Source organism: Nonomuraea sp. NPDC002799 (assembly GCF_053592075.1).
Genome location: NZ_JBSFVA010000002.1, coordinates 400,457 through 426,095, shown reverse-complemented (window position 1 = coordinate 426,095; position 25,639 = coordinate 400,457). Strand labels below are relative to the sequence as shown.

17 protein-coding genes are annotated in these 25,639 nt (G+C 70.9%); 11 read left to right on the top strand and 6 right to left on the bottom strand.

All coding sequences use genetic code 11. The features are described from left to right. Positions 1-3: 3 nt before the first annotated feature. The gene (locus ACWD0F_RS05780; protein WP_449872752.1) at positions 4-1,734 is read left to right on the top strand and encodes an amidohydrolase; all 1,731 of its coding nucleotides are present in this window, start codon (positions 4-6) and stop codon (positions 1,732-1,734) included. A 64-nt stretch (positions 1,735-1,798) separates the two neighbouring features. On the opposite strand, the gene ACWD0F_RS05775 is transcribed toward ACWD0F_RS05780, so the two are convergent. Beyond that, positions 1,799-3,130 (bottom strand): MFS transporter, encoded by a 1,332-nt coding sequence (locus tag ACWD0F_RS05775; protein WP_449872751.1) that lies wholly within the window; start codon positions 3,128-3,130, stop codon positions 1,799-1,801. Positions 3,131-3,539: 409 nt separating this feature from the next. On the opposite strand from ACWD0F_RS05775, the gene ACWD0F_RS05770 reads away from it, so the two are divergent. From ACWD0F_RS05770 to ACWD0F_RS05760, 3 genes are all read left to right on the top strand, one after another. Beyond that, the gene (locus ACWD0F_RS05770; protein WP_449872750.1) at positions 3,540-4,379 is read left to right on the top strand and encodes a PaaX family transcriptional regulator; all 840 of its coding nucleotides are present in this window, start codon (positions 3,540-3,542) and stop codon (positions 4,377-4,379) included. 16 nt (positions 4,380-4,395) lie between these two features. Beyond that, positions 4,396-5,622 (top strand): DUF1266 domain-containing protein, encoded by a 1,227-nt coding sequence (locus ACWD0F_RS05765; RefSeq protein WP_449872749.1) that lies wholly within the window; start codon positions 4,396-4,398, stop codon positions 5,620-5,622. A 137-nt stretch (positions 5,623-5,759) separates the two neighbouring features. Next, positions 5,760-6,308, top strand: a complete 549-nt coding sequence (locus ACWD0F_RS05760) for a DM13 domain-containing protein (RefSeq protein WP_449872748.1) — start codon at positions 5,760-5,762, stop codon at positions 6,306-6,308. A gap of 22 nt (positions 6,309-6,330) precedes the next feature. Here the strand turns inward: ACWD0F_RS05760 and ACWD0F_RS05755 are convergent, their stop codons facing one another. From ACWD0F_RS05755 to ACWD0F_RS05745, 3 genes are read right to left on the bottom strand one after another with little or no spacing between them, the layout of a single operon-like run. Next, entirely contained in the window at positions 6,331-6,840 is a 510-nt protein-coding gene (locus ACWD0F_RS05755; protein WP_449872747.1) for a hypothetical protein, read from the bottom strand. A gap of 17 nt (positions 6,841-6,857) precedes the next feature. Beyond that, positions 6,858-11,669, bottom strand: a complete 4,812-nt coding sequence (locus ACWD0F_RS05750) for a hypothetical protein (protein ID WP_449872746.1) — start codon at positions 11,667-11,669, stop codon at positions 6,858-6,860. Between the two features lie 16 nt (positions 11,670-11,685). Further along, positions 11,686-12,072 carry a YbaB/EbfC family nucleoid-associated protein gene (locus ACWD0F_RS05745; protein WP_449872745.1) on the bottom strand — a complete coding sequence of 129 codons (387 nt, stop codon included), beginning with the start codon at positions 12,070-12,072 and terminating at the stop codon, positions 11,686-11,688. Between the two features lie 91 nt (positions 12,073-12,163). Here ACWD0F_RS05745 and ACWD0F_RS05740 point away from each other — a divergent pair, with 91 nt between their 5' ends. Then, positions 12,164-12,472, top strand: coding sequence for a hypothetical protein (locus tag ACWD0F_RS05740; RefSeq protein WP_449872744.1), 309 nt, complete (start codon positions 12,164-12,166; stop codon positions 12,470-12,472). Positions 12,473-12,487: 15 nt separating this feature from the next. On the opposite strand, the gene ACWD0F_RS05735 is transcribed toward ACWD0F_RS05740, so the two are convergent. Next, the gene (locus tag ACWD0F_RS05735) at positions 12,488-13,249 is read right to left on the bottom strand and encodes an AraC family transcriptional regulator (protein ID WP_449872743.1); all 762 of its coding nucleotides are present in this window, start codon (positions 13,247-13,249) and stop codon (positions 12,488-12,490) included. A 55-nt stretch (positions 13,250-13,304) separates the two neighbouring features. Between ACWD0F_RS05735 and ACWD0F_RS05730 the strand changes: the two genes are divergently transcribed. Then, positions 13,305-14,447, top strand: coding sequence for an MFS transporter (locus ACWD0F_RS05730; protein ID WP_449872742.1), 1,143 nt, complete (start codon positions 13,305-13,307; stop codon positions 14,445-14,447). A gap of 327 nt (positions 14,448-14,774) precedes the next feature. Here the strand turns inward: ACWD0F_RS05730 and ACWD0F_RS05725 are convergent, their stop codons facing one another. Then, a complete protein-coding gene (locus ACWD0F_RS05725) occupies positions 14,775-15,734 on the bottom strand; it encodes an AraC family transcriptional regulator (protein ID WP_449872741.1) in 960 nt (319 codons plus the stop codon). A gap of 131 nt (positions 15,735-15,865) precedes the next feature. Between ACWD0F_RS05725 and ACWD0F_RS05720 the strand changes: the two genes are divergently transcribed. The 5 genes from ACWD0F_RS05720 (at position 15,866) to ACWD0F_RS05700 (ending at position 25,630) form a co-directional block, all read left to right on the top strand. Then, positions 15,866-16,708 (top strand): NAD(P)H-binding protein, encoded by an 843-nt coding sequence (locus tag ACWD0F_RS05720; protein ID WP_449872740.1) that lies wholly within the window; start codon positions 15,866-15,868, stop codon positions 16,706-16,708. 279 nt (positions 16,709-16,987) lie between these two features. Continuing rightward, the gene (locus tag ACWD0F_RS05715; RefSeq protein ID WP_449872739.1) at positions 16,988-18,091 is read left to right on the top strand and encodes an SGNH/GDSL hydrolase family protein; all 1,104 of its coding nucleotides are present in this window, start codon (positions 16,988-16,990) and stop codon (positions 18,089-18,091) included. Positions 18,092-18,546: 455 nt separating this feature from the next. After that, a complete protein-coding gene (locus tag ACWD0F_RS05710; protein ID WP_449872738.1) occupies positions 18,547-19,137 on the top strand; it encodes a DUF5994 family protein in 591 nt (196 codons plus the stop codon). Positions 19,138-19,261: 124 nt separating this feature from the next. Further along, positions 19,262-19,585 (top strand): STAS domain-containing protein, encoded by a 324-nt coding sequence (locus ACWD0F_RS05705; RefSeq protein WP_449872737.1) that lies wholly within the window; start codon positions 19,262-19,264, stop codon positions 19,583-19,585. Between the two features lie 435 nt (positions 19,586-20,020). Next, the gene (locus tag ACWD0F_RS05700; protein WP_449872736.1) at positions 20,021-25,630 is read left to right on the top strand and encodes a metallophosphoesterase; all 5,610 of its coding nucleotides are present in this window, start codon (positions 20,021-20,023) and stop codon (positions 25,628-25,630) included. Positions 25,631-25,639: the final 9 nt, after the last annotated feature.

Below are 25,639 nucleotides of genomic sequence, written 5' to 3'. Positions count from 1 at the left end.
GGGATGATAGAGAGCCGTGACCGCACCGGCGGCCACGGCCCACCCCTCGAAGCCGGAGGTTCCATCGTGCCCGAGCAGCCGAGCGGCGGTGCCGGCCAGCGGCAGCGCGACGCCGACCTGGTGGTTCGGGCCAGGACGGTCCACACCCTCGTCGCCGGTGTGGCTCCGCAGCGTGCGATCGCCGTACGCGGTGACCGGATCGTCGCCATGTCGGACGACCAGAGCGGCCTCGCCGAGTGGATCGGTCCTGACACCACGGTCATCGACGTCCCCGACGGGACCGTCCTGCCGAGTTTCGACGACACCCACACGCATCTCATCTACGCCGCGTACGGCGCGCACGACGTGCCCGTCCACAAGGCGAAGAACCTCGCCGAGTTCCTCGACCTCATCCGGGAACGGGCCGCGGTCACACCGCCCGGCGAATGGCTCCGTACCACCACCAACTGGCAGGAACTCAACCTCGCCGAGCGCCGCATGCCCACGGCCGCCGAGCTGGATCTCGCCACCGGCAGGCATCCCGTCCTGGTCAAGCGCGGGGGCCACAACGCCGTGGTCAACTCGTACGCGCTGCGCCTCGCGGGCATCGACGAGAACACGCCGACACCGCCGGGTGGCCTGATCGGCCGGAACGAGGACGGGACGCTCAACGGGCGGTTGATCGACGCCGCGATGCACCTGGTCGAGCACCTCTACCCCCGGCCCGCCGAAGAGGAGCGCATCTCCGGCCTGGACCTGGCCTCGCACGACTACGCCGCCCGGGGCATCGGCACCGTCCGGGACTGCGCGGTGCCGCTTCCCGACCTTCATCTCCTGGAGCACGCGCGGCGCACGGGCCGGCTCGGCGTCCGCGTGCGCGCACTGGTCATGGCGCAGGGCATGACCGAGCCCGCGCACCTGGACGCGCTCCTCGACGAGCTGGAGCAGTGGCGCTACCGTTCGGATCCCTGGTTGCGGGTCTGGGGCGTGAAGTTCATGCTGGACGGCGGGCTGGAGGCGGGCGCGACCGAGGGCCCCTACAGCGGTCACGACGACTTCTGCGGCCTGCTCCTCTGGGAGCCGGACGCGCTGGCCGAAGCCGTCGAACGCGTGGTCCGGCGCGGCTGGCGGGTCGGCACCCACGCCTACGGCGATCGGGCCGTGCGCCTCCTGCTCGACATCTACGAGCGAGTCCTCGAACGGAACCCGTGGTTGCCGCCGCGGTCCCTCGTCATCGAGCACGGCGGCCTGGCCGGCCCGAAGGAGCGCACGCGCGCGGTGGCACTGGGCGTGCCGGTGACCATCCAGCAACCTCTCTTGCACGACACCGCCGAGGTCGAGCTGGGTTACTGGGGGCCGGAACGTGTCGCCCGCCTGTTCCCCGCTCGCGAGTGGATCGACGAGGGAGCCCTGGTCACGGCCGGTTCAGACTTCCCGGTCGGCCCGTTCGGCGCCATGCAGTCGGTCTGGGGCATGGTGACGCGGGAGACGGTCGCCGGGGTGCAGGGCGCGGAGCACGCGATCAGCCGGGACGAGGCGATCGAGCTCCACACCACCGCGGCCGCCCGGCTGCTGGGCGAGGAGGACCTGCGCGGGTGCCTGACACCGGGCCGGCTCGCCGACTTCACGGTCTGGCCGGTCGACCCACGGACGTGCCCGGTGGACCGGCTCCGCGGACTCGATCCGATCCTCACGGTCGTCGGCGGACGCGTCACCCACGACGCGACCCGGCCCGGCGACGCCGGGCCGGCCTGACGGCCGCCGCGCTGACCGGCCACGGCGCCAGAGCTCCGTGGCCGGTGACATCATCAGCTCCGCTTCATCGCGGATCGCCTTCCTGGCCGACGTGCTCCTTGGCCGGGGTGGTGCCCCGCTCCCGGCCGGAATCCCCGCCCGGCTCCGGCCCGGAAGCGGGTGCCCGCTTCACCGCTCGGGTGAAGAAGACCGCCAGAACGCAGCCGATGAGGACCGGGGCCGCGGCGCCGAGCAGGATGGTCGAGGCGGGCACGTCGAGGGCCAGCAGCACCCCGCCGAAGGCGGGACCCAGGATGGAGCCGAGCCGGCCGAGTGCGGCCGCCCATCCCACGCCCGCGGTGCGGGTCGCGTCGTTGTAGGTCGCGACCGCCAGCGCCGTCTGACCCACGCTGCCGGCGGTGGTGCCCGCCCCGGTCAGGCCGATCAGCACGAGCAGGCCGGCGTTGCCGAGCGGCGCGAGCGCCGCCACTGACAGGAACACGACGGCCAGGCCGGTCATGACGGCGACGATCCGGGGGGCGCCCAGGAACGCCGCCAAGCTCGCGAGGATGAGCCCGCCGATGAGCCCGCCGAAGCCGAAGGCCGCGGTGCCGAGAGGAGCCTGCTCCAGGGGGAAGCCGTACTCGACGAGGAAGGTCGGCACCCATGACTGCAGGACGTAGACCGTGACGAAGACCAGGAACGCGAACGCCCAGAGCAGGATCGTCCGCACCCGGACCTCACCCGCGAACAGGGCCGTGACTCCCACCCGGACCGGCCCGGGGCCGTCGGCGGGCGCCGGCGGCGTCTCGGTATGCGGCAGGAGCCACCACAGCAGCGCGGCGATCACGACGGCCAGGGTGCCGGGCGCCCAGAAGACCGCCTCCCAGCCCAGCCCGGCGATGAGCTTCGCACCGACCAGGCCGCTCAGGGTCGCGCCGCAGGCGATCCCGAGGGTGATCCCCACCGCCGCCGCGTCGCGGCGCCGGGGCGGGACGAGGTCGGCGGCCAGCGAGACGGCAGCGGGCAGGACCGCGCCGAGGCCGAGCCCGGTCAGGAGCCGGAGCCCGGTGAGCGCCGGCACGGTGGTGGCCAGGGGCGTGAGAAGGACGGCGACCGAGTAGGACAGGACCGACGCCCAGACGACCGTGCGCTTGCCGAAGCGCGCGGTGAGCCGGTTGCACGCCACATAACCCACGACCACACCGGCGTTGGTGGCCACCAGCGCGAAGGTGAACTGCGCCGGTGGCAGGCCCCACTCACGGCTCAGTGTGGGGATCACGAAGCCGAAGGCGGCGGTGTCGATGCCGTCGGTGACGATCGCGAGGAACAACAGCCCGAGAGGGAGCAGCGCGCTGCCTCCGGAGATCTTCTGACGGGAGGAGTGGGGGGAACCGGGTGGACTCTGCTGGGACATGGGGGTCTCCTCAGCGGGGGGATGGGTGGGCGGATCGCTTCGGCGATCGCCAAGTGCGCGCTGTCGTGAACGTGCCGACGTACGCCGAGGCCGAAGGAGGCAAGGGGGAAGTCCTTCCGGGGACCACCAGGGGGTGCGGCGGTCAGACCGTACGGATCAGGCCCTCTCGGACGACGATGGCCAGGAGAATGCGCGCTCGGCCGTGGGGTAGGCGGCGCTCGAAATTGGATATCTCGTATATTTCACGACCGTCATGAAATGTCAATATCTGCAGGTTGCGGGATGCTTGGCACGCAACCTGCCAATCTCGCGGCAGATCCCGGTAATCGCGGCGTTCGCTATCATGACGGCGGTCAGGACTACGTAACGGATCGCGTCGCCGGGCGCCCGAGACCGCGGAGGTGCGCCGATGGCGGAGGACGACGACTCCACCGGGCGGAGCCAGCAGCCGCGCGCCCTGATCGTCACCGTCTACGGTCTGTACGCCCGCGAGGTGGGCGGCTGGATGAGCGTCGCCTCGGTCATCAAGCTGCTCGCCCAGCACGGCGTCGACGCCCCCTCCGTCCGCTCGGCGGTCTTCCGGCTCAAGCGCCGCGGCCTGCTCAACTCCGTCAAGCTGGACGGTGTCGCGGGGTACGCACTGTCCGACCAGGCGCATCAGATACTGCGGGAAGGCGACCGGCGGATCTTCGAACGGCGACCGGCCTCCCTTGACGACGGCTGGCTGCTCGCGGTCTTCAGCGTTCCGGAGTCCGAGCGCGACAAGCGGCACCAACTGCGCTCCCGCCTGTCCTGGCTGGGCTTCGGCACCGTCGCCGCCGGCGTGTGGATCGCCCCCGCGCACCTGCTGCGGGAGACCCGGGACACGCTCGTCCGCCACGGCCTGGACCCCTACGTCAACCTCTTCAACTCCCATCACGTCGCCTTCACCGAAGTCGCCGAGCAGGCGCCCGGCTGGTGGGACCTCTCCAGACTCCAGGACCTGTCCCGGGAGTTCCTCGACCAGTACACCCCCGCACTCGACGGCTACCGCTCCGCCGCCACGCCGGACCCGGCGCAGGCGTTCACCGACTACATCTCCGCCCTCACCGACTGGCGCCGCCTGGCGTATTCCGACCCCGGCCTGCCCCTGGAGATCCTGCCGGCCGGCTGGAACGGCGTCCGCGCCGCCGACACCTTCTTCGAACTCCACGAACGCCTGGCCGGACCGGCCCACGAGTTCGTCGAAGCCACGTTGCGCGACGCCTGAGCCCGCTTTCCACCTCATGGCGAATCAGAGCGCGTCCTACGAGGGACCCATCCCTGCCTGGCACGCGGCCACCGACATCGAACGCGGTCTGTACGAAGCCAAGCTGCGCGGCGACTGGGCCGCGTTCTTCGACGTCCTCGCCACCGCGAACCTCTATCACGCGATGTCGCGCGCCAAAGCCGACTCCCAGCCCGGCTGGGTCAGCTACACCCCCACCTACTGGGCCGCGCGGCCCGGTACCAAGTTCCTTGCGTTCCACACCGACGGGATGTTGCCCGCGCCCGCGCCCGATCCGGTCTTCTTCCAGGACGACCTGGGCGAACTCGCCCGGAACTGGCCCCAGGACGACGAGTGGCTGGCCATCAACCCCGGCACCCCCTGCGAAGCGTTCTTCCCTGCGACGGCCGCCCATCGGCTGATGTGGCGCCGGCATACCGAACGGCTGCCCTACCCTCGCCGCAACGAACTGCGCACCCTGTGGGCCGGGGGCCCGCTGCACGGTCCGGTCGCGCACGGCCTCGCCTGCGGGGCGCTTCTCTGCGTGAGCAATGCCTCGCTCTGGAACGCGATGGGCTGGCATGGCACCGGCTACGTCCGCGAGCGCAAACGCCTCAAGGAGTGGTGGGACATCACCAGCCGCGAACAGTGGCTGCGTACTGAGGAGACCCTGCTCAACGGCCGGATGAGCAGCCCGTTCTGGGGATTCGTCCTGAGCGTCCGCAGCGTGCTCGCCCGCGATTTCGGCGGCGTGGTCGAGATCGACCACTGGCGTCAGGTGACCTCGCGCGTCATTCGGAGCCAAGCAGCGGACGCGGCCCCTGGCGCGATGACTGCTCCCCACGGCGACTCCGAGACGGAGGCCCAAGTCGCCGGAGCGCAACGGCTCATCGGGCGCATCACACGCTACGAGGCACGATTCCGTGCGGACGGGTTACTCGCCGAGGGCGGATTCGTCCGCACGGTGGAGGCGTGGGACTACGGGCGGGCCTCCAAGATGGCCCGCTGGGGACTCGGGGCCCGCTACTGCGACCTGGCGGAAGCCGAACAGGCGGTCCTCCGCGCCGGCCGGCTCAGCCGGATCAACTACCGCTCCTGGGCGGAGTTCTCGGCCGCCTACATCCTGGGACGTTGCCTCCATTTCGATGAGGAGGAATTCGGTGACTGGTACGGGGAGATGCTCAACGCCCACCGCATCCTGACGACCGACCGGAACAGCCCGTGGCTCACCATCCCCTTCACCTGACCACGCCACCCCAGCCAGTCGCGCCTGCACCAGCCGGTACCGGGTGACCCCGGACGCCTCGGCGCAGGGCCGGCCATGCGGCGCACCGTAACCGCTCCGTAAGAGCTGACCGGCCGCCGGCGTGATGCCCTTGAACCATGAAGCTCTTCAGACGTCCAGCCACGTTGGCCGTCATCGGCGTGGGCGCCGTGCTGTTCGCCATCGCGATGTACCTGTTCCAGCCGTGGCGGCTGTTCACGACCGTCACGGTGAACGAGGCCCCGCCCATGCTCTCGTCGGCTCCGCACGATCAGGCAGGCATCCCCCTCTCCGCCACTCCACCCCCACCACCGGCGAGTACGCGCGCCGAGCAGCTCACCCGCGGAACGTTCGTCACCCAGGAGCACAGAACCACGGGCACGGCGGAAGTGCTGAGACTGCCGGACGGATCGCGCGTCCTGCGTCTGGCGGACCTGAGCACCTCGGACGGCCCCGACCTGCGAGTCTGGCTGAGCGACCAGCCGATCACCCAGGACTGGTCCGCCTTCGACGACGGACGTCACCTTGAGCTGGGCCACCTCAAAGGCAACAAGGGCAGCGCCAACTACGCCATTCCCGCCGAAGCCGACCTGGGCACCCTGAAGACCGTGACCATCTGGTGCAAACGATTCAGCATCTCCTTCGGGGCCGCGGCGCTGAAAGGGTGAAACGCCGACCAAGTCCTCCGAATCAGGCGCCGGCCCTGCTCACCACGATCAGGCCGGCCGCGTGCAGGCTGGTCAGCAGGGTCCACTCGTCGGCCGGGTCGAGCCAGACCTGCAGCTCCGCGGGCCCCGACGGCCTCGGCAGTGGCCCGGCGGGCTCGTAGAAGGCCGAGACCAGAACCAGGGGGACCGGCGCCTCCCACCGAACGGGCGCCGGCGGTTCGTGCCGCCCGCCGAGGAGCACCGCGCGCTCCGCCTCCCCGCACGCGTCCAGCTCTGGCCCGGCCGCGAGCCGGGCCTGCAGCCTGACCTGCAGATCCAGGGCGAGCTGGATCCGCGCCATCGCGCGCTCCTCGTCGGTGGCGAGCGCGACGTATCCGGGGACGAGCATCCCGATCAGCTCGGCGGGCTCGTCGGCGTAGCCGCGGAAGGTCCCGTCCGCGTAGATCATCTCGAAGCCGTACAGCCGTCCGTCCTTGTCAGGTGCGGCCGGGGGCGGCTCCGCCGCTGAGGTGTTACGGATGGTCACGGCCACAAAGGGCTCCCGTCGTGTCATGCCGGGCGGACCCAGCGCGTGGCGGCGTAGAGGGCGGTGAGCTGCTCCTTGTCGACGGCCCGCCAGAACAGCTCGTCCATCAGGATACGGAAGGAGAGGCTGCCCCATTCGGTGCGGTCCAGCCCGTGATGCGGGTCGGAGAGGCCGGCGTGCGTGCCCAGCGCGTCGTGCCGGCCCAGGTTGGGCAGATCGCCCAGCATCGCGTTCCGGAACGCCGTCTCGACCAGCGCGAGCGACACCTTCACGTGGGCCTGGGTCACGGCGGGGTCGAGCGAGCCGTCCCACCACCGGAACTCGACGTGGCCCTTCGAGGTCCCGTCCATGCCCTGCATGTTCACCGCGTAGTCGTGCCTGCTGTGGAAATCGCGCACCGGGCCTGCCGACTTGTAGCCGGTGGTGGGCAGCACGTTCGGGTGTGCGTATTTCACCCCCCGGTGGCTCTCCCGCTCCGGGTTGTGCCCGAGCCTGAACAACGTGTCGGTGTGATGACCCGCATGTTTCAGCACGCTGGTGTAGTTCTCCACGATGTGGTCGTAGTCATGCGTGCTCACGTGGATGTGCCCGCCCGTATGGGAGCTGGCCGTGCCGCCGTGGGAGCGAATGATCGCGAGGGCGAGATCGAGGGTCTCCCACGTCGCCCGCTCGTCGTACAGGATGGGCGAGACCAGCTCGCCCGCGACCGTGCTGTCCCGCTCCAGCCTCCACCCGCCGCCGAGCCCGCCGTTCTTCGCCGGGCGGTAACCCTCGTCCTTCATCGAGTGGTAGCCCTGCACCTCGGCGACGTTCGTCAGACCGGCTCCATACAGAGCCCGGCCGATGTCTCTCAGGGTGTGGCCGGCGTCTCGCTCGGGCAGGGAGAATTCGATCTCCAAACCGAACCCGCGCCCTCCGCCACGGGCCCCCAGGCCCGCGGTGACGTCGTCCATCAGGTAGGGGATCACCGTCTCACCGCGGGCGGCGCGTTCCGCCGCCTGATCGTATGCGTTCCGGAACGCCGCGAAGTCCCTCGTGAAGGACATCTCAGAACGCTCCGGCCAGCGCTGCCACGCCTTGACCCGGGCCTCCAGCGAGGCGAGCCTCTCCTGCGTCGCCACGGCCAGCGGGTCGGCGCTGCCGATCACGGACATGACGCGGCGCAGAGCCGGGTGGTTCTCCCGGTACGTCTGGCGCGCTTCGGCGAGTTCGTGGGTCGCGGTCTGCCGGGCATCTCGCACGCGCGCAGGGGACAGATCGTGCAGTCCCGGCGGAATGTCCGGCGGGTTCGGCAGCCGTCCGCCCGCGGAAGGCCCGGCGTGCTGAGCCACGACGTCGAGCACCTGCTGCCGATCGACCGGCCCCACGAGGTCGAAGCCGTGTCGCTGGGCCTCGACCGTTCGCTGGACCAGCCGTTCGACGGAATGATCGAGGCCCGCGTCTCCGGCCAGCCGGCGCAGCGGATCGAACACCCACAACCGGGACGGCGACTCGGAGCCGGTGATCTCGGCGAGCCGGGAAAGGGCCCTCGCCTCATCGTGGCTCGGGCGCGTGATGTCGTGCTCGGCCGCGATCCGCAGTCCGTCCCAAAGGTGGGGGTCTCGCGCCCGATAGGCGAGGATGCGGTCGGTGAGCTCCTCGGGGCCGGCCGCTCGCGCGAGGTCGGCGCCCTGCCTCTGCGCCTCCTCGGCCAGGCGGACGAACTGGTCGACCGAGCGTCCAAGCCCGGCAGCCTGGGCCAGGCGCTCCAGCGGCGGGACGGTGTCGCCCGGGCGCGTGGCGATCTCGTCCATGCGCGCGGTCAGACGGGCCGTCGGCTCGCGGAGGCCAGGCAGGGAGTGGTGCTCGGCGAGCAGGAGGCCGGTCCACAGGTACGGGTCCTCTTGCCAGAAGCGGTCCATGCCCGCGGTGAACGCCGCCTCCCCGGTCGTTCCCGAGGGGAAGTGGCCGTTCCTGTTGGCCGCCCGGACGACCGGGAGCAAGTGGGCGACGTCGGGGACGCCGTACCGCTGCAGCACGGGTCTGACGAAATCCCGGCCCCGGGACAGCGTGACGGGGTCCCCCATCATCCTGATCATGAGCCCGATCGTGCGCGCCTGACTGGGGGTCGCCGTCATAGGGGCGAACGTGGTCTGGTTCCGATAGCCCGTCCAGCGATAGGGATCCGCGTCCATGGTCCTGCGGAGAATGCCTGTCAGAGCCGCCCGGTCCGTCGCGGTCTCCGGGGCCATGTCATACCGGTGGGCGTCGTTGTACACCTCGACCAGGGCGTCGGCGTCGAAGGGCACGCCGAGCTCGTTCGCCAGTTCGGGAATGGCCCTTTCCGGGTCCGGCCTGCCGATGATCCGGCTTATCGACGCCAGGGCCCGCGCGGTCGCGTCGCTCTCGTCGGCGACCGACAGCTGTCTCGCCAGGCGGCGGCCTTCTGCCAGAAATTCCGCCTCCGTCCTCAGGGGCGGGCCGGTTCTGTTCGGAGAGCCGCTGAGCAGCCGTTCGATCCGGTTCGGCGGGCTGTCGCCGTGGTCGTTCGCATGGCCGGGCGTCCAGCGGTGGACGAGCGCGGCGGCTTCGGCGAAGGTGCGCGGCCGCGGGTCCGCTATCGGTGAGTGGTCGCCGCGCAGCGCGGCGGGCCGGGCGGCGCCGATGATCGGCTCGTACGTGCCGCTGATCGGCTCGTCCGCGCCGTTCCGGCCGAGCAGGTCCGCCACATGGTTCGGCACCGGTTCGATCCGGCGCGGGCCGTCGGGCAGGGCGGTGGTGGTACGGGCGACGGGCCCGCTCGGGCCGTTCGCCAGGTCCGTGACACGTTGCCCCTGCTCGGAGGGGTGTCGTTGACCGGACCCCGCGCCGATCGGCGCGGGGTCCGCGAGCGGGGCCTCCCCGCGAGGGGTGACCGCGCTGGATGCGGCCTGACGCGCGGCGGGGTTCGGCGGGTCGTGGGACGTGACCGGCGGGGCCGCCGGCTGCGGATCGGGGCCGGGCGGCTGCGGGCCGCGTTGCGAGGCGGCGTGACCCTCGCGTGGCGGTTGCGAGACAGGGGCTTCCCCTGGCGAGTGCTGAGCGGGAAGAGTCTCGCGTAACGGGTGCGGGGCAGGGGTTTCCCCCGGCGAGTGCGGGGCGGGGAGAGTCTCGCGTAACGGGTGGGAGGCGGAGAGAGGTTCGTGGGACTGGTGCGAGATGGGCTGCGGCTCGCGGGCCTGATGGGGGGTGGGGTCGTCCGCGAGGCGCCGCTGTGGTGACTCCGGACTGTCCTGGCGGGTCGGCGAAGGTTCGGCGGCCGCGTTCTCCTGGCTCTGGCGGCTTGCCTGGTCGGCGCCTGCGGAGGTCGCGCCCACGACCGCTGGGACGGTGGCCGGGATCGGTGAACTACGGGCGAGGCCGCCCGGGTTCGGGGTCTCGGCCGCCGGCGTGATCGTGCCGGCGGGGGTTCGCTCGGCGGGGAGGCTCTGCTGAGATCGTGCGAGGGCCGCACCTGGTTCGGCTCGGTCCCCGACGGGGCCGGGCAGGAGCGTGTCATGGCGCTGGGTGACCTCACCCACGATCACGCCGTGCGCACTCGGCTGGGGCAGGTTGGCGCGCGGTTCGACCGGGGCGCCGACCTCGACGTGCGCCATGACGGTCTGCGAGAGCTCGGGCTCCCTGCTCCTGGAAGCGGGCGGCGGGCCGGGGTCCGCAAGCGGCGGGCTGGGGTCTCCCGGGGGCGGGCTGGGGTCTGCGGGGGGCGGGCTGGGGTCCGCGGGCCGTGGACCGGGGTCCGCGGGCCGTGGACCGGGGTCCGCGGGCCGTGGACCGGGGCCTGCGGGCGGGGTGCCGGGGTCTGCGGGCGAGGTGCTGGAAGGAGTCGAAGGGCCGGCCGGGGACGGGTCGCCGAGCTGGGCGACCGCGTCCATCGGCAGGTAAACCCTCCGGGCCACGGCCGGGACGCTGATGCCGCCCACGACGCCGGACAGGAAGGTGAAGGCCAGATGCGAGGAGTCCAGTTGCCCGCCGAGCGCCAGCCCGGGAACGGACCCGACGGTGCCGGCCAGCCCGCCCATCAGGGCCTGGCCGTACATGCTCTGCCCGAGCGCCACGATCCTGTTCCGCACGGCCAGCTCGGCCCCGGAGGTGAGGTAGACCATCTCCTGGCTCAGCAGCCGCGAGAGACCCACGTTCGCGCCGGCGAACAGCGCACCGGCCAGGGCGCCGCTGCCGGTCGACATCGCCAGCGACGCGAAGTCGAAGTCCCACGCCTCCCGATCTCCGAAAAGCTGCTGCGCCGTCTGCACCGTGAGATCCAGGCCGCCCATGATCCCGCCGAACATCAGCATGTTGCCGAGGACGAGCCGCTTCGTCATCTGGATGTTCGCCCGGGTGAGCAGCGCCCTGTGGTGAATCGCCCGAAACACGGCCGGGCCGTTGACGTAGATCCACACCAGCAGCTTGACGATCACCACGCCGAGCAGCGCCAGCGCGGCGTAGATCATCCATTCGGTGTGCTGCATCCGCACGCCGTGATCGCGCAGGGACGCCGCCTCCTCCCGAAGCGCCCGCTCCAGCAGGTCGAGCAGCGCCTCCCCGGTAGCGGAGCCGGCGGCGTCCGGCTGCCCGCCGAGCTCGACGAACACCTTCTCGAACGCCTCTTTGGCGGGCCCCTGCCATTCCCCGCCGCGCAACATGCGCGCGACCGCGCCGGCGTCCCCCGCCTTGATCTCAGCGAGGCGATCCGCGAGCTGCTCCAGCGTCCGCGCCTCGGCGATGATCCCGTCCACGTCGGCTTCCGGGATCGCCCCGCCCGCCAGCGGCCGCGCCAGCGGCTTGACTATGTCGGGCACCCGGCTGAGATCGAGTCCCATCAGACGGTGTACCCCATCATGATCGCGGCGGCTCCGGCTCGCCCGGCAGGAACGACTCGAAGCCCGTTCCCGCGCCGAACAGGTCCTCGAACGGGAGGTCCGGCGCGAACGGCTCCATCAGTTCCTGCATCTCGCCGGAGACCTGCCGGGTAGCCCGCTGGATCTGCTCGACGGTCAGGGCGGACAGCTCTGACGGCGACAACTTGCGGTAGGCGCGGGGATCGAAGACGATCGTCCGCACCTCACCTCGGGGGCCGACGGTCACGCTCACCATGCCGTCGCTCGACCTGACCGTCACCGACAACTGGCGTACCTTCTCGTGCATCTCCTTGAGCTGCTCGGTCTGCTGGTTGACCTCCTGAACGAGTTGCTCCAGCAGCCGCCACGACTCGTCCATCATCATTCATTTCCCCCACTTATCACCCTTTGATCCCAGAACTATCATTGTTCACCGGCGTTGTGGCGCATGTTGACATGAAGGGAACTGCCCAATCGTGGAGTTCAACGGTCTCGCCCACAGTCCTGGCCAGATGTACCGGCTGGCGTGCGCGGCGGGTGGCATGGCCGATGACGTGTCGGGGACACAGACCAAGTTCGAGAGGTCGTCGGGCGCGGTGCGTGCCGCACTCGGCGACGACGACTACGGCCACAGGTACTGGCAGGTCCACAGCGAGCGGCTGGGGAACATCGGCAGCGGGCTCGAGCTGCTGGCCTCCGCGCTCCGCAAGCAGGAAAGCCGGGTTCAGGAGGCGTCGCAGCGGTACGAGGACTGTGAGGACGCCAGCACGCTGCGCGCCTCCTGATCGTTGTGCGGGCGGTCATGCGCAGCCGCGGAGTCCGGACGGGCCGTACTCGCCCGGGGTGGTGCCGAAAGCGTGCTTGAAGGCGTGGATGAAGGCGCTGGGCCCGCTGTAGCCGCAGGCGGCGGCGATCGCGGTCACCGAGTCGCCGCCGGCCAGCAGGATGAGCGCGTGGTGCAGCCGGAGCTGGGTGCGCCACTGCGGGAAGCTCAGCCCGGTCTGGTCACGGAAGAGACGGCTCAGCGTACGCTCCGACGCGCCGACCGCCGCCCCCAGCTCGGCCAGCCTGCGATCGTCCGCCGGATCGTCTTCCAGGATGGCGGCCAGGTCGCGCAGCCTCGGGTCCGCAGGGGACGGCAGGCACAGCGGCAGCGACTCCACCCGGCGGATCTGGTCGAGCACGACGCGTTCGAGGTTGTGCCGCTGGCCACCGGTCAGGTCCCCGTCGTCGGTGAGGGTGACGATGACCTCCCGCAACAGCGGCGTGATCGCGAGCACGGTCGGCTGGTCCAGCCGCAGGGGGTTGACGGAGGGGTCGAAGACGAGCGCCCGTATCTCGGTGGGCCCGTGCGCCTCGTGGGCGTGCGGCACGCCCGCCGGTATCCACACGCCCCGGTGCGGCGGGACGATCCAGCCGCCCGCCCGGGTGGAGATCCGCAACACGCCCTGCCGGGGGTAGATGAGCTGGTGCTCGGCGTGGTCGTGCCAGTCGATGCGCTCGCGGTGCGTCAGCGGCACGCGAGCCGGGCCGCCGCGCAGAGGTTGGCTGGTTGTCGACATAGTTCGGCAGAGTATCGCTAGCCCGCTGAGGCAGCCGTCCGAAATGCTCGTCTTTGTGACTGAAACAATGACGCGCGAGAGGTCCGTCGTGCGCCGCATGTGGCTGTGGGCCACCGCACACGCCGTGGACGACCTCTACCAAGGGCTGGTGCCGGCCTGTGTGCCCTACTTCGTGCTCGACCGGCACTACAGCTACGTGGCGGCCTCGGGGCTCACGCTCGCCGCCGCCCTGGGCAGCTCGATCCCGCAACCCTTCATCGGCCTCGCGGTGGACCGTTACCGGCTGCGGTGGCTGGCCGCGGCCGGTGTGGCCCTTGCGGGGCTCGGGCTGGGATTGTCCGGGGTCGTGGAGTCGTACGCGGCCGTCTGGACGTTGATCCTGCTCTCGGGGGTCGGGGTCGCGATGTTCCATCCGGCGGCGGGCAAGGGGGCGCGGGAGGCGGCGGGCGAAAGCGCCACGGCGATGAGCATCTTCGCGGCCGGGGGGAGCGTGGGGTTCTTCCTCGCGCCCGTCCTGGCCACGCCCGCGCTCATCTCGATGGGCGTGGGAGCGACCGCGCTGTTCATCCCGCCCGCCGTGCTCATCGCGTTCGTCCTGCTCAGGAACCGGCCGCAGGTCATGGCCACGAGCGCCGCGGTCCGCCGGGGCGCCGACAGGTGGGCGCCGTTCATGGTGCTGACCGGCATCGAGATCGTCAGGTCGGTGGCGTTCTTCGGGGTGCTCACCTTCATCGAGCTGTACTGGATCAGACACCTCGGCGCGAGCCGCGCGGTCGCGGGCGCGGCGCTGGCGGGGTTCCTGGTCGGCGGCGTCGCCGGAACGCTGATCGGCGGGCGCGTCGCCGACCGGATCGGCCTGGTCCGCACCGTGCGACTCGGCAGCGTGCTGGCCATCCCGGCGCTCGTGGGCCTGCGGCTGGCGCCCGGGGTGTACCTGCCGCTGCTGTGCGCGGTGCTGGCGGGCATCGCGCTGAACATCCCGTTCGCCGTGCTGGTCAAGCTGGGCCAGGACTACCTGCCCAGCCGGCCCGGCACCGCCTCCGGGGTCACGCTCGGGCTCGCCGTCAGCGTCGGCGGCCTGATCGCGCCGGCGCTGGGCGCGGCGGCGGAGGCGTACGGGCCGCAAGGAGTGTTCACGATCCTGTGCCTCGTCCCCGTCCCCGCGGTGGCGCTCGGCTGGTTCCTGGCCCGCGAGTGACCGCTCACCTGGGCGCGGCCGTTACTCGCGGGCCAATGCGCTGGTGGCGTCCTCGCCGGCGTCGGTGGGTGCGGCGGAGAAAGTCGACGAGCAGGTCGAGCTCGGAGTCGGTGTACCGGTCGCAGATCTGGTCCATGACCGAGTTCATGCCGGTGTAGAGCGTGAACAGTTCCGGGTTGCGATCGCGGAGGGCGCGGACCTCGACGGCGCGACGGTCGGACGCCCGCGGATCTCGGTCGCGGGTGACCCAGCCGTCGCGCTGGAGCCGGTCCAGAATGCCGGTGATGGTGGCGGATACAGAGTGCGCGTGGAGGGTCGAAGTCGGGCTTATCCGCTGATGTCGGTGTCCTCCCCGGCGGCCGGTCGGGTGTCGTGCCGGTATCGGCCGGGAGAAGTCCCGTACTCGCGCCTGAACGCCCGGCCGAAGGCGTACGGAGAGGAGTAGCCGGCCTGCCGGGCGACGGCGGACAGCGGCGCGTCGCTCTCGCGCAGCAGGCGGGCGGCGGTGGTCATCCGCCACCACGTCAGGTACGTGAGCGGCGGCTGCCCGACGAGGTCGGTGAACCGCTGCGCGAACACGGTCCTGGACAGGGCCGCGCGGGCGGCGAGGTCGCGGACGCTCCACCCGTGGCCGGGCTCGGCGTGGATGCTCTGCAGCGCCGCGCCGATGGCCGGGTCGGTCAGCGCGACGGCCCAGCCGGTGGCGGTGCCCGAACGCTCCCGGATCCACCTGCGCAGGATGTAGAGCAACATCGCGTCGATCAGCGCGGGCACGACGCCGTCCCGTCCGGGCTCCGCGCCGTCGAGCTCGTCATCGAGCAGGCCGACCAGTTGCCGCAGCGGCCCGTGCCTGGCCGGCAGGTAGAAGACCCTGGGCAGCTCGTTCAGCAGGGGGTGCGGGCGGTCCTGGTCGAGGAGGTACGCCCCGCACAGCAGGACCGACGCGGCCCCCTCCCCGTCCAGCCGGACCTGGCCGATCGGGCCGGAGGTGTCGGCCTTGTCCGGCTGGAAGTCGTGTACCGGGCTGGCCGGCTGATCGGCCAGGACGTGCTCGGTGGCGCGGCGCAGGAACACCACGTCGCCCGGACCGAGGGCCAGGTGACGCGGAGGCGAGGTCCCGTCGCCAGGCTCGGCGTCGAGCAGCCAGCAGGTGCCGCGCAACACCACATGGAAGGTGGTCCCGGTGAAGGCCGGGAAGCGCAGCCCCCACGGGGCGCGCACTTCGGCGCGCGCCGCCATCGGGCGTCCCGTGCGCATGGCCAGCAGCGTGTCGGCGAGTACGTCCATGCCGGAAATCGTACGTAGAACCCCGATAAATCAGGACGATAGGACATTTTTTACGGTCGAACAGCCATCGATTCCCCGGCCACCGCCTTCTAGCCTCGTGATCACATGATGGCTGGAGATGGGAGCGGGACATGCGGTGCTTGGTCATCGGGGCGACGGGCAAGACGGGCGTTCCGCTCGTGCGAGCACTGGCCGATCGGGGCGTCGCGGTGCGGGCCGCGAGCCGCCATCCTGCGGCGGGCGCGGCGGGCGCCGTGGAGAACGTGCGCTTCGACTGGTCCGACCGGGCCACCTGGCGGCCCGCGCTGCGGGACGTCGACGGCCTGTACGTCGTCGGCCCGTACGCCGAGCCCGACGCCGCGGTGCTGGTCCGCGACCTCATCGACGCCGCTCCGCGAGTCCGGCGGGTGGTCCTGCTGTCGATCCTGGGCGTCGAGCTGCTGCCCACCGCGATCCCCATGGCGACCTGGGAAGACGACGTGCGCGCCGCTGGCGGGGAGTGGACGATCCTGCGGCCCAACTGGTTCCAGCAGAACTTCGGCCACGGCGGCTTCACCGACGGCCTGCGCCGGTCGGGCGAGCTCGCACTGCCGGCCGGCGACGCCCCGGTCGGCTTCGTCGACACCCGTGACATCGCCGACGTCGCGGCCATCGCGCTGACCCAGGACGGGCACGCCGGAGCCACGTACACCCTGACCGGCCCCGAGGCGCTCACCCACGGCCAAGCCCTGAAACGCATCGGCGCGGCGGCCGGCCGCGAACTGCGGTACGTGGCGCTCCCCCCGGACGGGTTCGCCGAGAGGATGCGTGCCTCCGGCTCCCCCGAGTACGCGGTCACCTGGCAGTCGGGCCTGTTCCGGCTCATCAGAGAGGAGGTCAACAACCTCGTCACCGGCACCGTGACGGACGTGACCGGGCGTCCCGCCCGTTCGGTGAAGTCCTACGCCGCAGAGTACGCAGCCACCTGGCGGTGACCCGGCCGTCCTCCGGTTCAGGCGGGGCCGGGGCGGCGTTTGCGGGGGGCCGCGGAGCAGGGTGGCTGGGTGCGCAGGTGATCGCGGACGCGGGTCATGATGCCGCCGAGGTGGAGCACGTCGTCGTCGGCCAGTTGCGGCGGGTGTCCGGCATGCGGCCATCGGTTCGAATTCAAAGCAATGTGAGGAAGGTCACCCGCCCAGCTGGTTGCTTTGAAGTCGAAGCAGGTTACTGTCATACATGCTTCAACTTCGAACCATCACCTCAATGGAGCGAGCATGATCTGGACAGCCGGCTTCCGTACCGCCGTGATCAGTCCCTACGAGCAGATCCAGCTCAGCGAACCGCGCGGGTTCGCCGACCAGACCGTGCGTCAGGTGCTCCACATGGCCGGCGGCGGAGAACGCCTCCGCGTACGCCTGACGAACCGCTACGGCCGCACTCCCCTGACCATCGCCGCCGCGACGGCCGCCACCGAGCACGGGCAGGCCGCCCTCACCTTCGACGGCAGCGAGAAGGTCACCATCCCGCCGGGAGCCGAGGCCGTCGGCGACCCGCTGGACCTCCCCGTCGCCGCCGGCGCCGACCTGTCGCTCAGCCTCTATCTGCCTGAGGAGACCGGCCTGGCCACCTACTCCCACATGCCCATGGAGACCGCTCACGTCGTCGGCGGGAACCACGTCACCTCTCCCGCACTCCCTGAGGCCGAGCAGGTGGAAGCCAGGTTCTACGTCTCGGGCGTCGACGTGCTCACCCCGGATGACACCGCGATCGCCGTGGCGTTCGGCGACTCCTGGTTCGAAGGGGTCGGCTCCACGACGGGCGCGAACCATCGCTCGGTGGACTTCCTCAACCGGCGCCTCAAGCGGGGATGGGTCGTCAACCAGGGCATCGCCGGAAACCGTCTCCTGCGGGACGAGGTCGGCGAGCACGCGCTGGCGCGCTTCGACCGCGACGTGCTCTCGATACCCGGCCTTACCCACGTTCTGGTGCACTTCGGCATCAACGACCTCGGCCTCCCCGGCATGGCCGGCGAACCTCCCGCCACCTCCGACGCCCTCATCAAGGGCTTCGAGGCCCTGGCCCGCCGCGCCCACGCGGCCGATCTGAAGATCCTCGCCGCCACCATCGGCCCCTTCGCGGGCGCCGTCTACCCCGGGATCAGCACCCCCGAGGGCCTCGCCACCCGACGCGAGGTGAACGACTGGATCCGTGCCACCGGCACGTTCGACGCCGTCTTCGACGTGGCCCGGGCTGTCGAGAACCCCGAAGCCCCCGACTCCATCCACCCGGCCCTGGACAGCGGCGACGGCATGCACCTCAACGACGAAGGCGCCGAGGCGATGGCCGGCGCCGTGGACCTGGAAACCCTCGCCCTTTAGAGCTATGACCTTCAACTCCCCAGGCTGCGGCCTTCGGGCTTGAATCAGAGCCGGCCGACATTCACACATACTAAGGTCGCGCCGGCGACAAATGAATTCACATCATGAATACCGGCGCTCTCCATCGGACCCGGCCCGATCCGCTTGGCTGCGCCCAGGCGCTGAGATGCGACGCATCCGCGAGACACCGTCTCAGCCTCAAGCGTCGCTGGTGGGGAGCGGGACCGCCGCGTCCGGCGTGGCTTGCCGGAAGCCGCTCCGGCCGGTTCGGTGATCAATGAGAGCGCGTTTCTCGAATTCTCTGCCTATTCTACTTCCAGAATTGTGGAATCCCGGAAGTCATGAGATAGAGTAAAGGCACCGAGGACTTTTCGAGCGTCGGCATACAAGTCTACGTCGCCCCCGGCGAACTACCACCGGCCCTCTTCACATGGGCCTGGACAGGTCAGCCGACCATGATGCCGACAGTTCTTTCACAATCCGCACCCCTCAGCCCCGCCTCCTCCGCGATCCCTCGATCGGATTCCGCGCTACGGCTCACCCTCCACCCGGTGCTGGACCGCCGGGCCGTGGTGGACGGGGCCTGGTGGCCCTACTCCCACGACGCCGCCGCCGAACTGCCCGATCTCATCGCCGCCGTCGACCAGCGACTGAGCCGGACCACGCTACGGATAGGCCTGCACCAGGACGCCTGGCAGCACGTCCCACCCCGCATCCCGGCCCGCGGGCGGCGGGTCCGCGTCGGCTGGTTCCGCCACACCGACCCACGCGTGATCACTCTCATCTTCGCCGCCGGCGAGCCGGTCGTCTTGCTGGTCATCCCACCCGACACCGCCGCCGGCGCCGCCGAGACCACGCTCAAGCTCACCGCCCAGAACACCGCCGGCCTGACCACCGACGACATCCTCACCCTGGCGAGCCTGGCACCCGGTCCCGCGTTCCGCGCGAGGGCCGTCGACAGTCCCGCCCGCTGGGAGAACGAGGACGCATCGGTCATCGCGCAGGAGTCGACCGCCTCGGACAATCGAGCGTCAGCACCGGCGTGAGGTCACCCCCGTGCCGCCTGCCGGCCGGATCGAGCGGTTCAGGCACCCCCCGTCCTGGCGTCGGGCCGAGCCCGTCCGGCGGACATCTCATCGCAGTGCAGCTTCTCCAGCAAGGAGACCTTAAATGACCGCCCTGGAAACCGTCCCGCTCGACGACATGACGGCCTCGGCACCGACTCTCGTGCACCTGTCGGGGGCCATCGACATCTTCACCACGGCTCAGTTGCGCCAGCGACTGCTCGACGTTCTCGGCCACAGCACCGACTCGCTCGTTCTGGACATGTCCCAGGTCACCTTCTGCGGGGCCGGCGGGCTGGGCGTGCTGATCGGCGTACAGAGCCGTGCGCGGGCCCAGGGCATCACGCTGGTCCTGACCGGCCTTCCCCCGCATCTGGCCCGGCTGCTGCGCATCGCCGGCCTGGACCACCGCTTCCCGATCGGGGCGTGATCCGGCATGTCAACCACCCGCCACACTGACGATGAGGCGCCGGTCGCGGTGGCGACCCCGGCGCGGATACGGCCGATACCCGTGCTGTTGTGGCCGTCTCGCCGCGGCCCGCGACTGGTCGCGGGCGACCTGCAGGCCCCCTGATCCGTGCGCCCGCGCCGCCGCCGCTGCGGCGCGGGCTCTGTGCGGTCAGGTGTGGATCTGGATGGATCCGGAGCCGATCGCCGGGGGCCCGGCCTGGTCCAGGTCATAGCTTGCGCCGGGGTGGTTGTCGAAGGTCGGGGTGTCCAAAGGATAGAACCTCACGAATGACGGCATGAGCGGTTCTCCGCTGGTTCACCGCTTCGACACGTAAGCGAAGTGATTTGTTGTTTCCGTTCTGGTTTGTCTGGTATTCACCTTTTTCACTCTAGAACCACCTGAAACGGCAGCAACATGAGGCGCATCAGCGCACCCCCGACACCCTCCTGGCCCGGGGCGATCACCACGATCGCACTCGTGGCCGGCACCCTGGTCATCGCATCGCCCCCAGCCGTGGCAGCGGACCAGGACCGGCCGTCCTTCCTCGGCAAGTCCCTCTACACCGGCGAGTTCCACTCCCACACCTCGGTGAGCGACGGCGTGCAACTGCCGCCGGACGCCTACGAGCACGTCCGCGGCGAGACCGGGGCCGACTTCTTCACCGTCTCCGAGCACGACGTCATGTGGGACATCCGCAACGGCGACGACTACGTCGCGAACTGGCGTGACGCCGACTCCGCCGAATGGCGCTACCTGCACGAGAGCGCCACGAAGTTCAACACGTCCCAGGACGACCTGGTCGCGGTGCCGGCGATCGAGAACACCTGGTATGACGGCACCGGCCACATCAACGTGTTCAACTCCGACTGGCACGTGACGGCGCGGGCCACCGAGAAGGGCAGCGTCGACGGGTACGGCAACACGTTCGGCACCGGCGACATGAAGTACGACTACTTCACCTTCCTGGCCCGCATGAAGCAGGACCCGGACGCGATCGGCCAGTTCAACCACCCCTCCCCCACGAGCAAGGGCGACTTCTTCGATTTCAAGGGCCTGGACCGGGTCGCCGACGACCGGATGGAGCTCGTCGAGGTCAAGACCGCCGGCGCGGTGAGCGAGTTCCAGAAGGCGCTGGACGCCGGCTGGCACCTGGCCCCGACGTGGAACGGCGACGAGCACTCCGCGACCTGGGTGTCCGGAAACCCGTCGATCACCGGCGTGTGGGCCGACCGGCACTCCACCCGGGGTCTGTACGCGGCGATGAAGGAGCGCAGCCTCTACTCGACGGCCGACGTCAACGGGGTCCTCGCGTTCGGCGGCAACGACAAGCTGATGGGCGCGATCCTGCCGGGCGGCACCGCCGCCCTGGACGTCGACCTCCGCCTCGCCGACCCGGACACGGGCGACTCCTTCACCTCCGCGCGCCTCATCACCAACGGCGGCGCCGTCGCCCACGACTTCGGCGCGGTCAGCGGCAACGACCTCACGCTGACGGCCAAGCTGAACGTCAAGGACGGCGACTTCTACTACGTCCGCGCCGACCAGGCCGACGGCGACTTCCTGGTCTCCGCCCCGATCTGGATCGGCGAGACCACCCGTGGCGCGAACTACGCCCCGCAGATCACGGTGCCCGGCACCATGCCGGCCACGGCGGCGTACGGCGAGAGCATCCCGCTGCCCCAGGTGACGGCCACCGACGACTCCGGCACCACGCCCACGGTCGCGCTGGAGGTGTTCGACTCGGCGGGCCAGGTCCCGGTCACCGACGGCAGCTTCCGGATCCGCTCGTACGACGACGCGTTCGTGGTCGTGAAGGCGACCGACAACCTCGGCAACACCAACGCCGAGCTGCTGCGCGTCCAGGTCTCCCAGAAGGCGCCGGACCCGGCGGCCGTCTTCGGCCGCTTCGGCGGGAACGTGTCCGCGGGCGAGAAGCCCGGATCCGCCGGCATCGCGGTCACCACCGACCGCGCCATCGAGAAGGTCTACGCCCAGGTCCTGCCCAAGGGGTCGGACGACTGGTCCAAGGCCAAAGTGCTGACCTCGACCGCCGACCGCCCCTACGAGGTGAACACGGTCGGCAACAACGAGCCCGTCTACCAGCACTCCATCACGGGCCAGACGCTGCGCTCCCACGAGTTCCGCCTGACGGGGCTGAAGGTCGGCACGACCTATCAGTACCGGTTCGGCGTGGCACGCGGACGCGGTGCCCCCGCCCGCTCCGACAAGTCCGCCTGGACCGGGGTGCGCGGCGAGTTCCTGGCCGGCGGCGCCGTCGGGGAGCCGGTCTATCTCCTGGGTGACATTCAGGTCCCCGACGGCGACCCCGGCTCCCTCGCCCTGCCGGGTCGGGTGCTCGATCAGCTCAAGAGCAAGACGCCGGGTGGCGGCACCGTCCTTCAGGTCGGCGACCTCGTCGACCGCGGCGGCCGGGGCGAGCAGTGGGCCGAGGCCCACGACGCCCTGCTGACCGGCCTCGGCCTGCAGTACGCGGGCCTGGTCGGCAACCACGAGACCTACGAGGACCTCGACTACGACGCGGTCGGCGACCAGCCGGGGGCGATCTTCACCAACATGTTCGCGCTGCCGGAGAACGGCGCGATCGGCGAGAGCAACTACGCCTTCGACCGCGGCGACGTGCACTTCTCGGTGCTGAACTCCAACGTGCGCCTGGACGAGCAGCTGGCCTGGCTGGTCGGCGACGTGCGCGCCTCGGACGCGAAATGGCACGTCGTCGTCGGGCACTTCTCGTACTACGGCGGCACGCACGCCGACGACGGCGGCATGGACATCGACCGGGACAAGGTCACGGCCCTGCTCGACCGGCTCGGCGTCGACCTGTACGTCGGCGGGCACGACCACGTCTACAAGCGTGCCACGATCTACGACGGACGCCTGGCCGCGACCCCCGAGGAGACCGTCGAGGGCACCACGTTCGTGACGATGGGCTCGTCCGGCCCCAAGTTCTACGACAACCAGAAGTTCTGGTGGGACGACAAGGTCTTCGACGAGAACGTCCAGATGGGCGGCGTCCTGACGGTGACCGACGCCGGTCTGCGCCTGTCGACGTACACGATCGACGGGCGCGTGGTCGACGAGGTGACCGTCACCAAGCCGCAGGGCACCTGGAAGGTCTCCGCGGCCGAGATCGAGAACCGCGAGCTGGGCGGCGTGGGTCTCCTGTCCTACCCGGGCAGTCTTGAGAACGTCACCGTCATGGCCGCGACCTACGACAACACGCAGCAGCGGATGATCGACGTGCGCACCCGCGACGTCAAGCTCGACCACGCCGGCCGTGAGCAGTTCGTGCGCTTCCGCACGCCGCTGCCGGTGACGCCGAGTTCGACCGTGAAGGTGTTCGTGTGGGACTCGCTCGCCTCCGGTAAGCCCCAGCAGCCGGTGATGACCGTGCGCGAGGGCCTGGCCGGTGAGGGCGGCGCGGAGTCTCCGTACCTGATCGACTCCGTCGACGACCTGGCCAAGATCGACAACGAGCCGGCCGCCCACTACCGGCTGGCCGCGGACCTGAACCTGACCGGGGTCAAACGCGCCCAGATCGGCCGCCTGGCCACCTTCACCGGCGTCCTCGACGGCGACGGGCATGTCGTCTCCGGGCTGAGCGCGCTGGCCGACCAGGGCCCCGGCCTGTTCGCCGACAACCACGGCACCATCCAGAACCTGGTGGTCCAGGGCGAGATCACGACAGAGCGGACGACCGCCGGCCTGGTCGCCGACCAGAACCACGGCACGATCCAGCGGGTCCGCGCAGACGGGTCGCTGACGGCCGACAGCTACGTCGGCGGCATCACCGGACACCAGTTCGGCACCGTCCGCGACAGCGTCTCCACGGTGGACGTGCGCGCCACGACTCAGTACGCCGGCGGCGTCGTCGGCGTCTCCGTCGGCGGGTCGGTCACCGAGAACGTGCTGGCCACCGGCGCGGTCACCGCGGGCAACCAGGCCGCGGGCGGTGTGGCCGCCTACGGCTACACCGACACGCAGGTGCGGCACACGGTCGCACTGAACGCCAACATCGCCGCGTCGAGCTACGCGCACGCCATCGTCGGCCGCGTCTACAGCGGGCAGACCGCCACCCTTGAGGACAATCACGTCGCCCGAGGCGTCCCGATCAGCGGGCAGACGCTGACCGGCCCGCCGGCGGCCGACAACCAGAAGGGCAACGTGGTCGCCCCGGCGGAGATCCAGCGGCAGACCTTCTACGAGGCCCGCGGCTGGGACCTCGCGACCGTCTGGCAGTGGGACGACGTCGCCAAGCGCCCGACCCTGCGGATGGCGCCCGAGGCGCTTGAGCCGGTCCCCGTGCCCGACCTGCCGGCGGACGGACGCGGCTTCCGCATCGTCGACAGCGCGGAGGATCTGACCGTGACGGGTCAGCATCCCTCCTACGACTACGTGCTCGCCGCCGACCTCGATCTGACCGGGAAGCCGTTCACCAGCCTGCCCCGGCCGTTCACCGGCGAGTTCGACGGCGCCGGGCACACCGTCACGGGGCTGACCTCCACCACCGGCGGGCTGTTCGCCCAGCTCTCCGGACGCATTCACGACCTCGCGATCCTCGACGCCCAGGTGAACACCACCACCGCCAACGCCGGCATCCTGGCCAACGCCAGCACCGGCACCATCGAGCGCGTGCGGGTCTCCGGGTCCGTGACCGCGGGCTCGCGTGTGGGCGGTCTGGTCGGCAACTCGCAGGGTGTCGTGCGCGATGCCTACTCCACGGCGGACGTACGCGCGCTCGCCACCGAGGCGGGCGGGCTGATCGGTGTGGCCCTGGCCGGCTCCATCACCGAGCGGGTCTTCGCCACGGGCAGCGTCCGCGCGGACGGCCGCAACGACGGCGGCGTGGCCGGCTACGGCTACACCGGCACCACCATCCGCGACTCGATCGCGCTCAACCCGACGGTCACCGCACCGTCCTGGGCGCACCGTTTCCTGGGCCGGGTGCTGGCGGGCAACGTCGCCACGCTCAGCAACAACTGGGCGGCCGAGACGGTCAAGGCGGGCCCGCAGACGGAGACCGCGACCGGCCCGGCCACGCTCAACGGCGCCACCGCGCTCCAGAACGAGGCCGCCGACCCGTCCTTCTGGTCCGGGAAACTCGGCTTCGACCTGGAGTCGGTCTGGCAGTGGGACACCGGCCTCGGCCGGCCGATCCTGCGCGGCACGGCGGCATCTCCCGCCGAGACGCCCGCAGCGGCGGGCAAGCCGGACGAAACCGGCGTGACCGACGCGACCGACGCGACCGACGCGACCGACAAAGCCAGCGAGACCGACAAGGCCGTCGAGACTGGCGAGGTCAGCGAGAGCGGCGAGACCGGCCAGGTCGGCGAGGCTGAGGCGGTTCAGGCTGAGGCGGTCCTTTCGGGGGCGGCCGAAGCCGCCCAGACCGGCGGCATCCGCCACGAGGCCGTCGCGAACGGCGACGGCACCGTCACCCTGGCGCTGTCCGCCGGGAGCGCCGCGGCGGACCGGCAGTTGTCGGTCCTCCTGCTGCACGGCCGCGCATCCACCTCGGCTCCGGCCGAGGACGACATCGCCTACCTCGGCGAGGTCCGCCTCGACGGACAGGGCAACGCCACGCTGACCGCGGTCGTGGCGGAGCCGGGCAAGACGGCGCTCGCGCTCAACACCTCCGGTGACACCGCGCGTTACACCGCCTCCCTCCTGCCGAAGGAGCCGCCCGCCGGCACCCCGGTGATGACGGTGCTCGACGACACCGTCACCGCCACGGTCAAGCCGCAGGGCATCGCTCCTGCCCAGGTGACGATCACGCTGGTCTGCGCCGGCCAGGCGAAGTGCCAGGAGCAGGTCGTCGTCTCTCACGACGGCGCGAAGCTCGACGCCAGGAAGGTCACGCTCCAGCCGGGCAGGACCCAGGATCTGAAGGTCAACCTCGTCGGTGAGGCGCGCGCCACGCTCCTCGCCGGCCGGCCGATCATCCTGGACGTCCAGATCGGCGCGGCTCCGGCGGTCCGGGTGACCGTCACGCCGGAGAGGCGCTGACCGCTGAGC

Bases quoted from the DNA above. Each gene is read 5' to 3' on its own strand.
- ACWD0F_RS05725 (WP_449872741.1), bottom strand. From the start codon at position 15,734: ATGGACGTACTCGCCGACACGCTGCTGGCCATGCGCACGGGACGCCCG.
- ACWD0F_RS05770 (WP_449872750.1), top strand. From the start codon at position 3,540: ATGGCGGAGGACGACGACTCCACCGGGCGGAGCCAGCAGCCGCGCGCC.
- ACWD0F_RS05760 (WP_449872748.1), top strand. From the start codon at position 5,760: ATGAAGCTCTTCAGACGTCCAGCCACGTTGGCCGTCATCGGCGTGGGC.
- ACWD0F_RS05745 (WP_449872745.1), bottom strand. From the start codon at position 12,072: ATGATGATGGACGAGTCGTGGCGGCTGCTGGAGCAACTCGTTCAGGAG.
- ACWD0F_RS05710 (WP_449872738.1), top strand. From the start codon at position 18,547: ATGATGCCGACAGTTCTTTCACAATCCGCACCCCTCAGCCCCGCCTCC.
- ACWD0F_RS05780 (WP_449872752.1), top strand. From the start codon at position 4: ATGATAGAGAGCCGTGACCGCACCGGCGGCCACGGCCCACCCCTCGAA.
- ACWD0F_RS05705 (WP_449872737.1), top strand. From the start codon at position 19,262: ATGACCGCCCTGGAAACCGTCCCGCTCGACGACATGACGGCCTCGGCA.
- ACWD0F_RS05720 (WP_449872740.1), top strand. From the start codon at position 15,866: ATGCGGTGCTTGGTCATCGGGGCGACGGGCAAGACGGGCGTTCCGCTC.
- ACWD0F_RS05700 (WP_449872736.1), top strand. From the start codon at position 20,021: ATGAGGCGCATCAGCGCACCCCCGACACCCTCCTGGCCCGGGGCGATC.
- ACWD0F_RS05750 (WP_449872746.1), bottom strand. From the start codon at position 11,669: ATGGGACTCGATCTCAGCCGGGTGCCCGACATAGTCAAGCCGCTGGCG.
- ACWD0F_RS05735 (WP_449872743.1), bottom strand. From the start codon at position 13,249: ATGTCGACAACCAGCCAACCTCTGCGCGGCGGCCCGGCTCGCGTGCCG.
- ACWD0F_RS05765 (WP_449872749.1), top strand. From the start codon at position 4,396: ATGGCGAATCAGAGCGCGTCCTACGAGGGACCCATCCCTGCCTGGCAC.
- ACWD0F_RS05775 (WP_449872751.1), bottom strand. From the start codon at position 3,130: ATGTCCCAGCAGAGTCCACCCGGTTCCCCCCACTCCTCCCGTCAGAAG.
- ACWD0F_RS05715 (WP_449872739.1), top strand. From the start codon at position 16,988: ATGATCTGGACAGCCGGCTTCCGTACCGCCGTGATCAGTCCCTACGAG.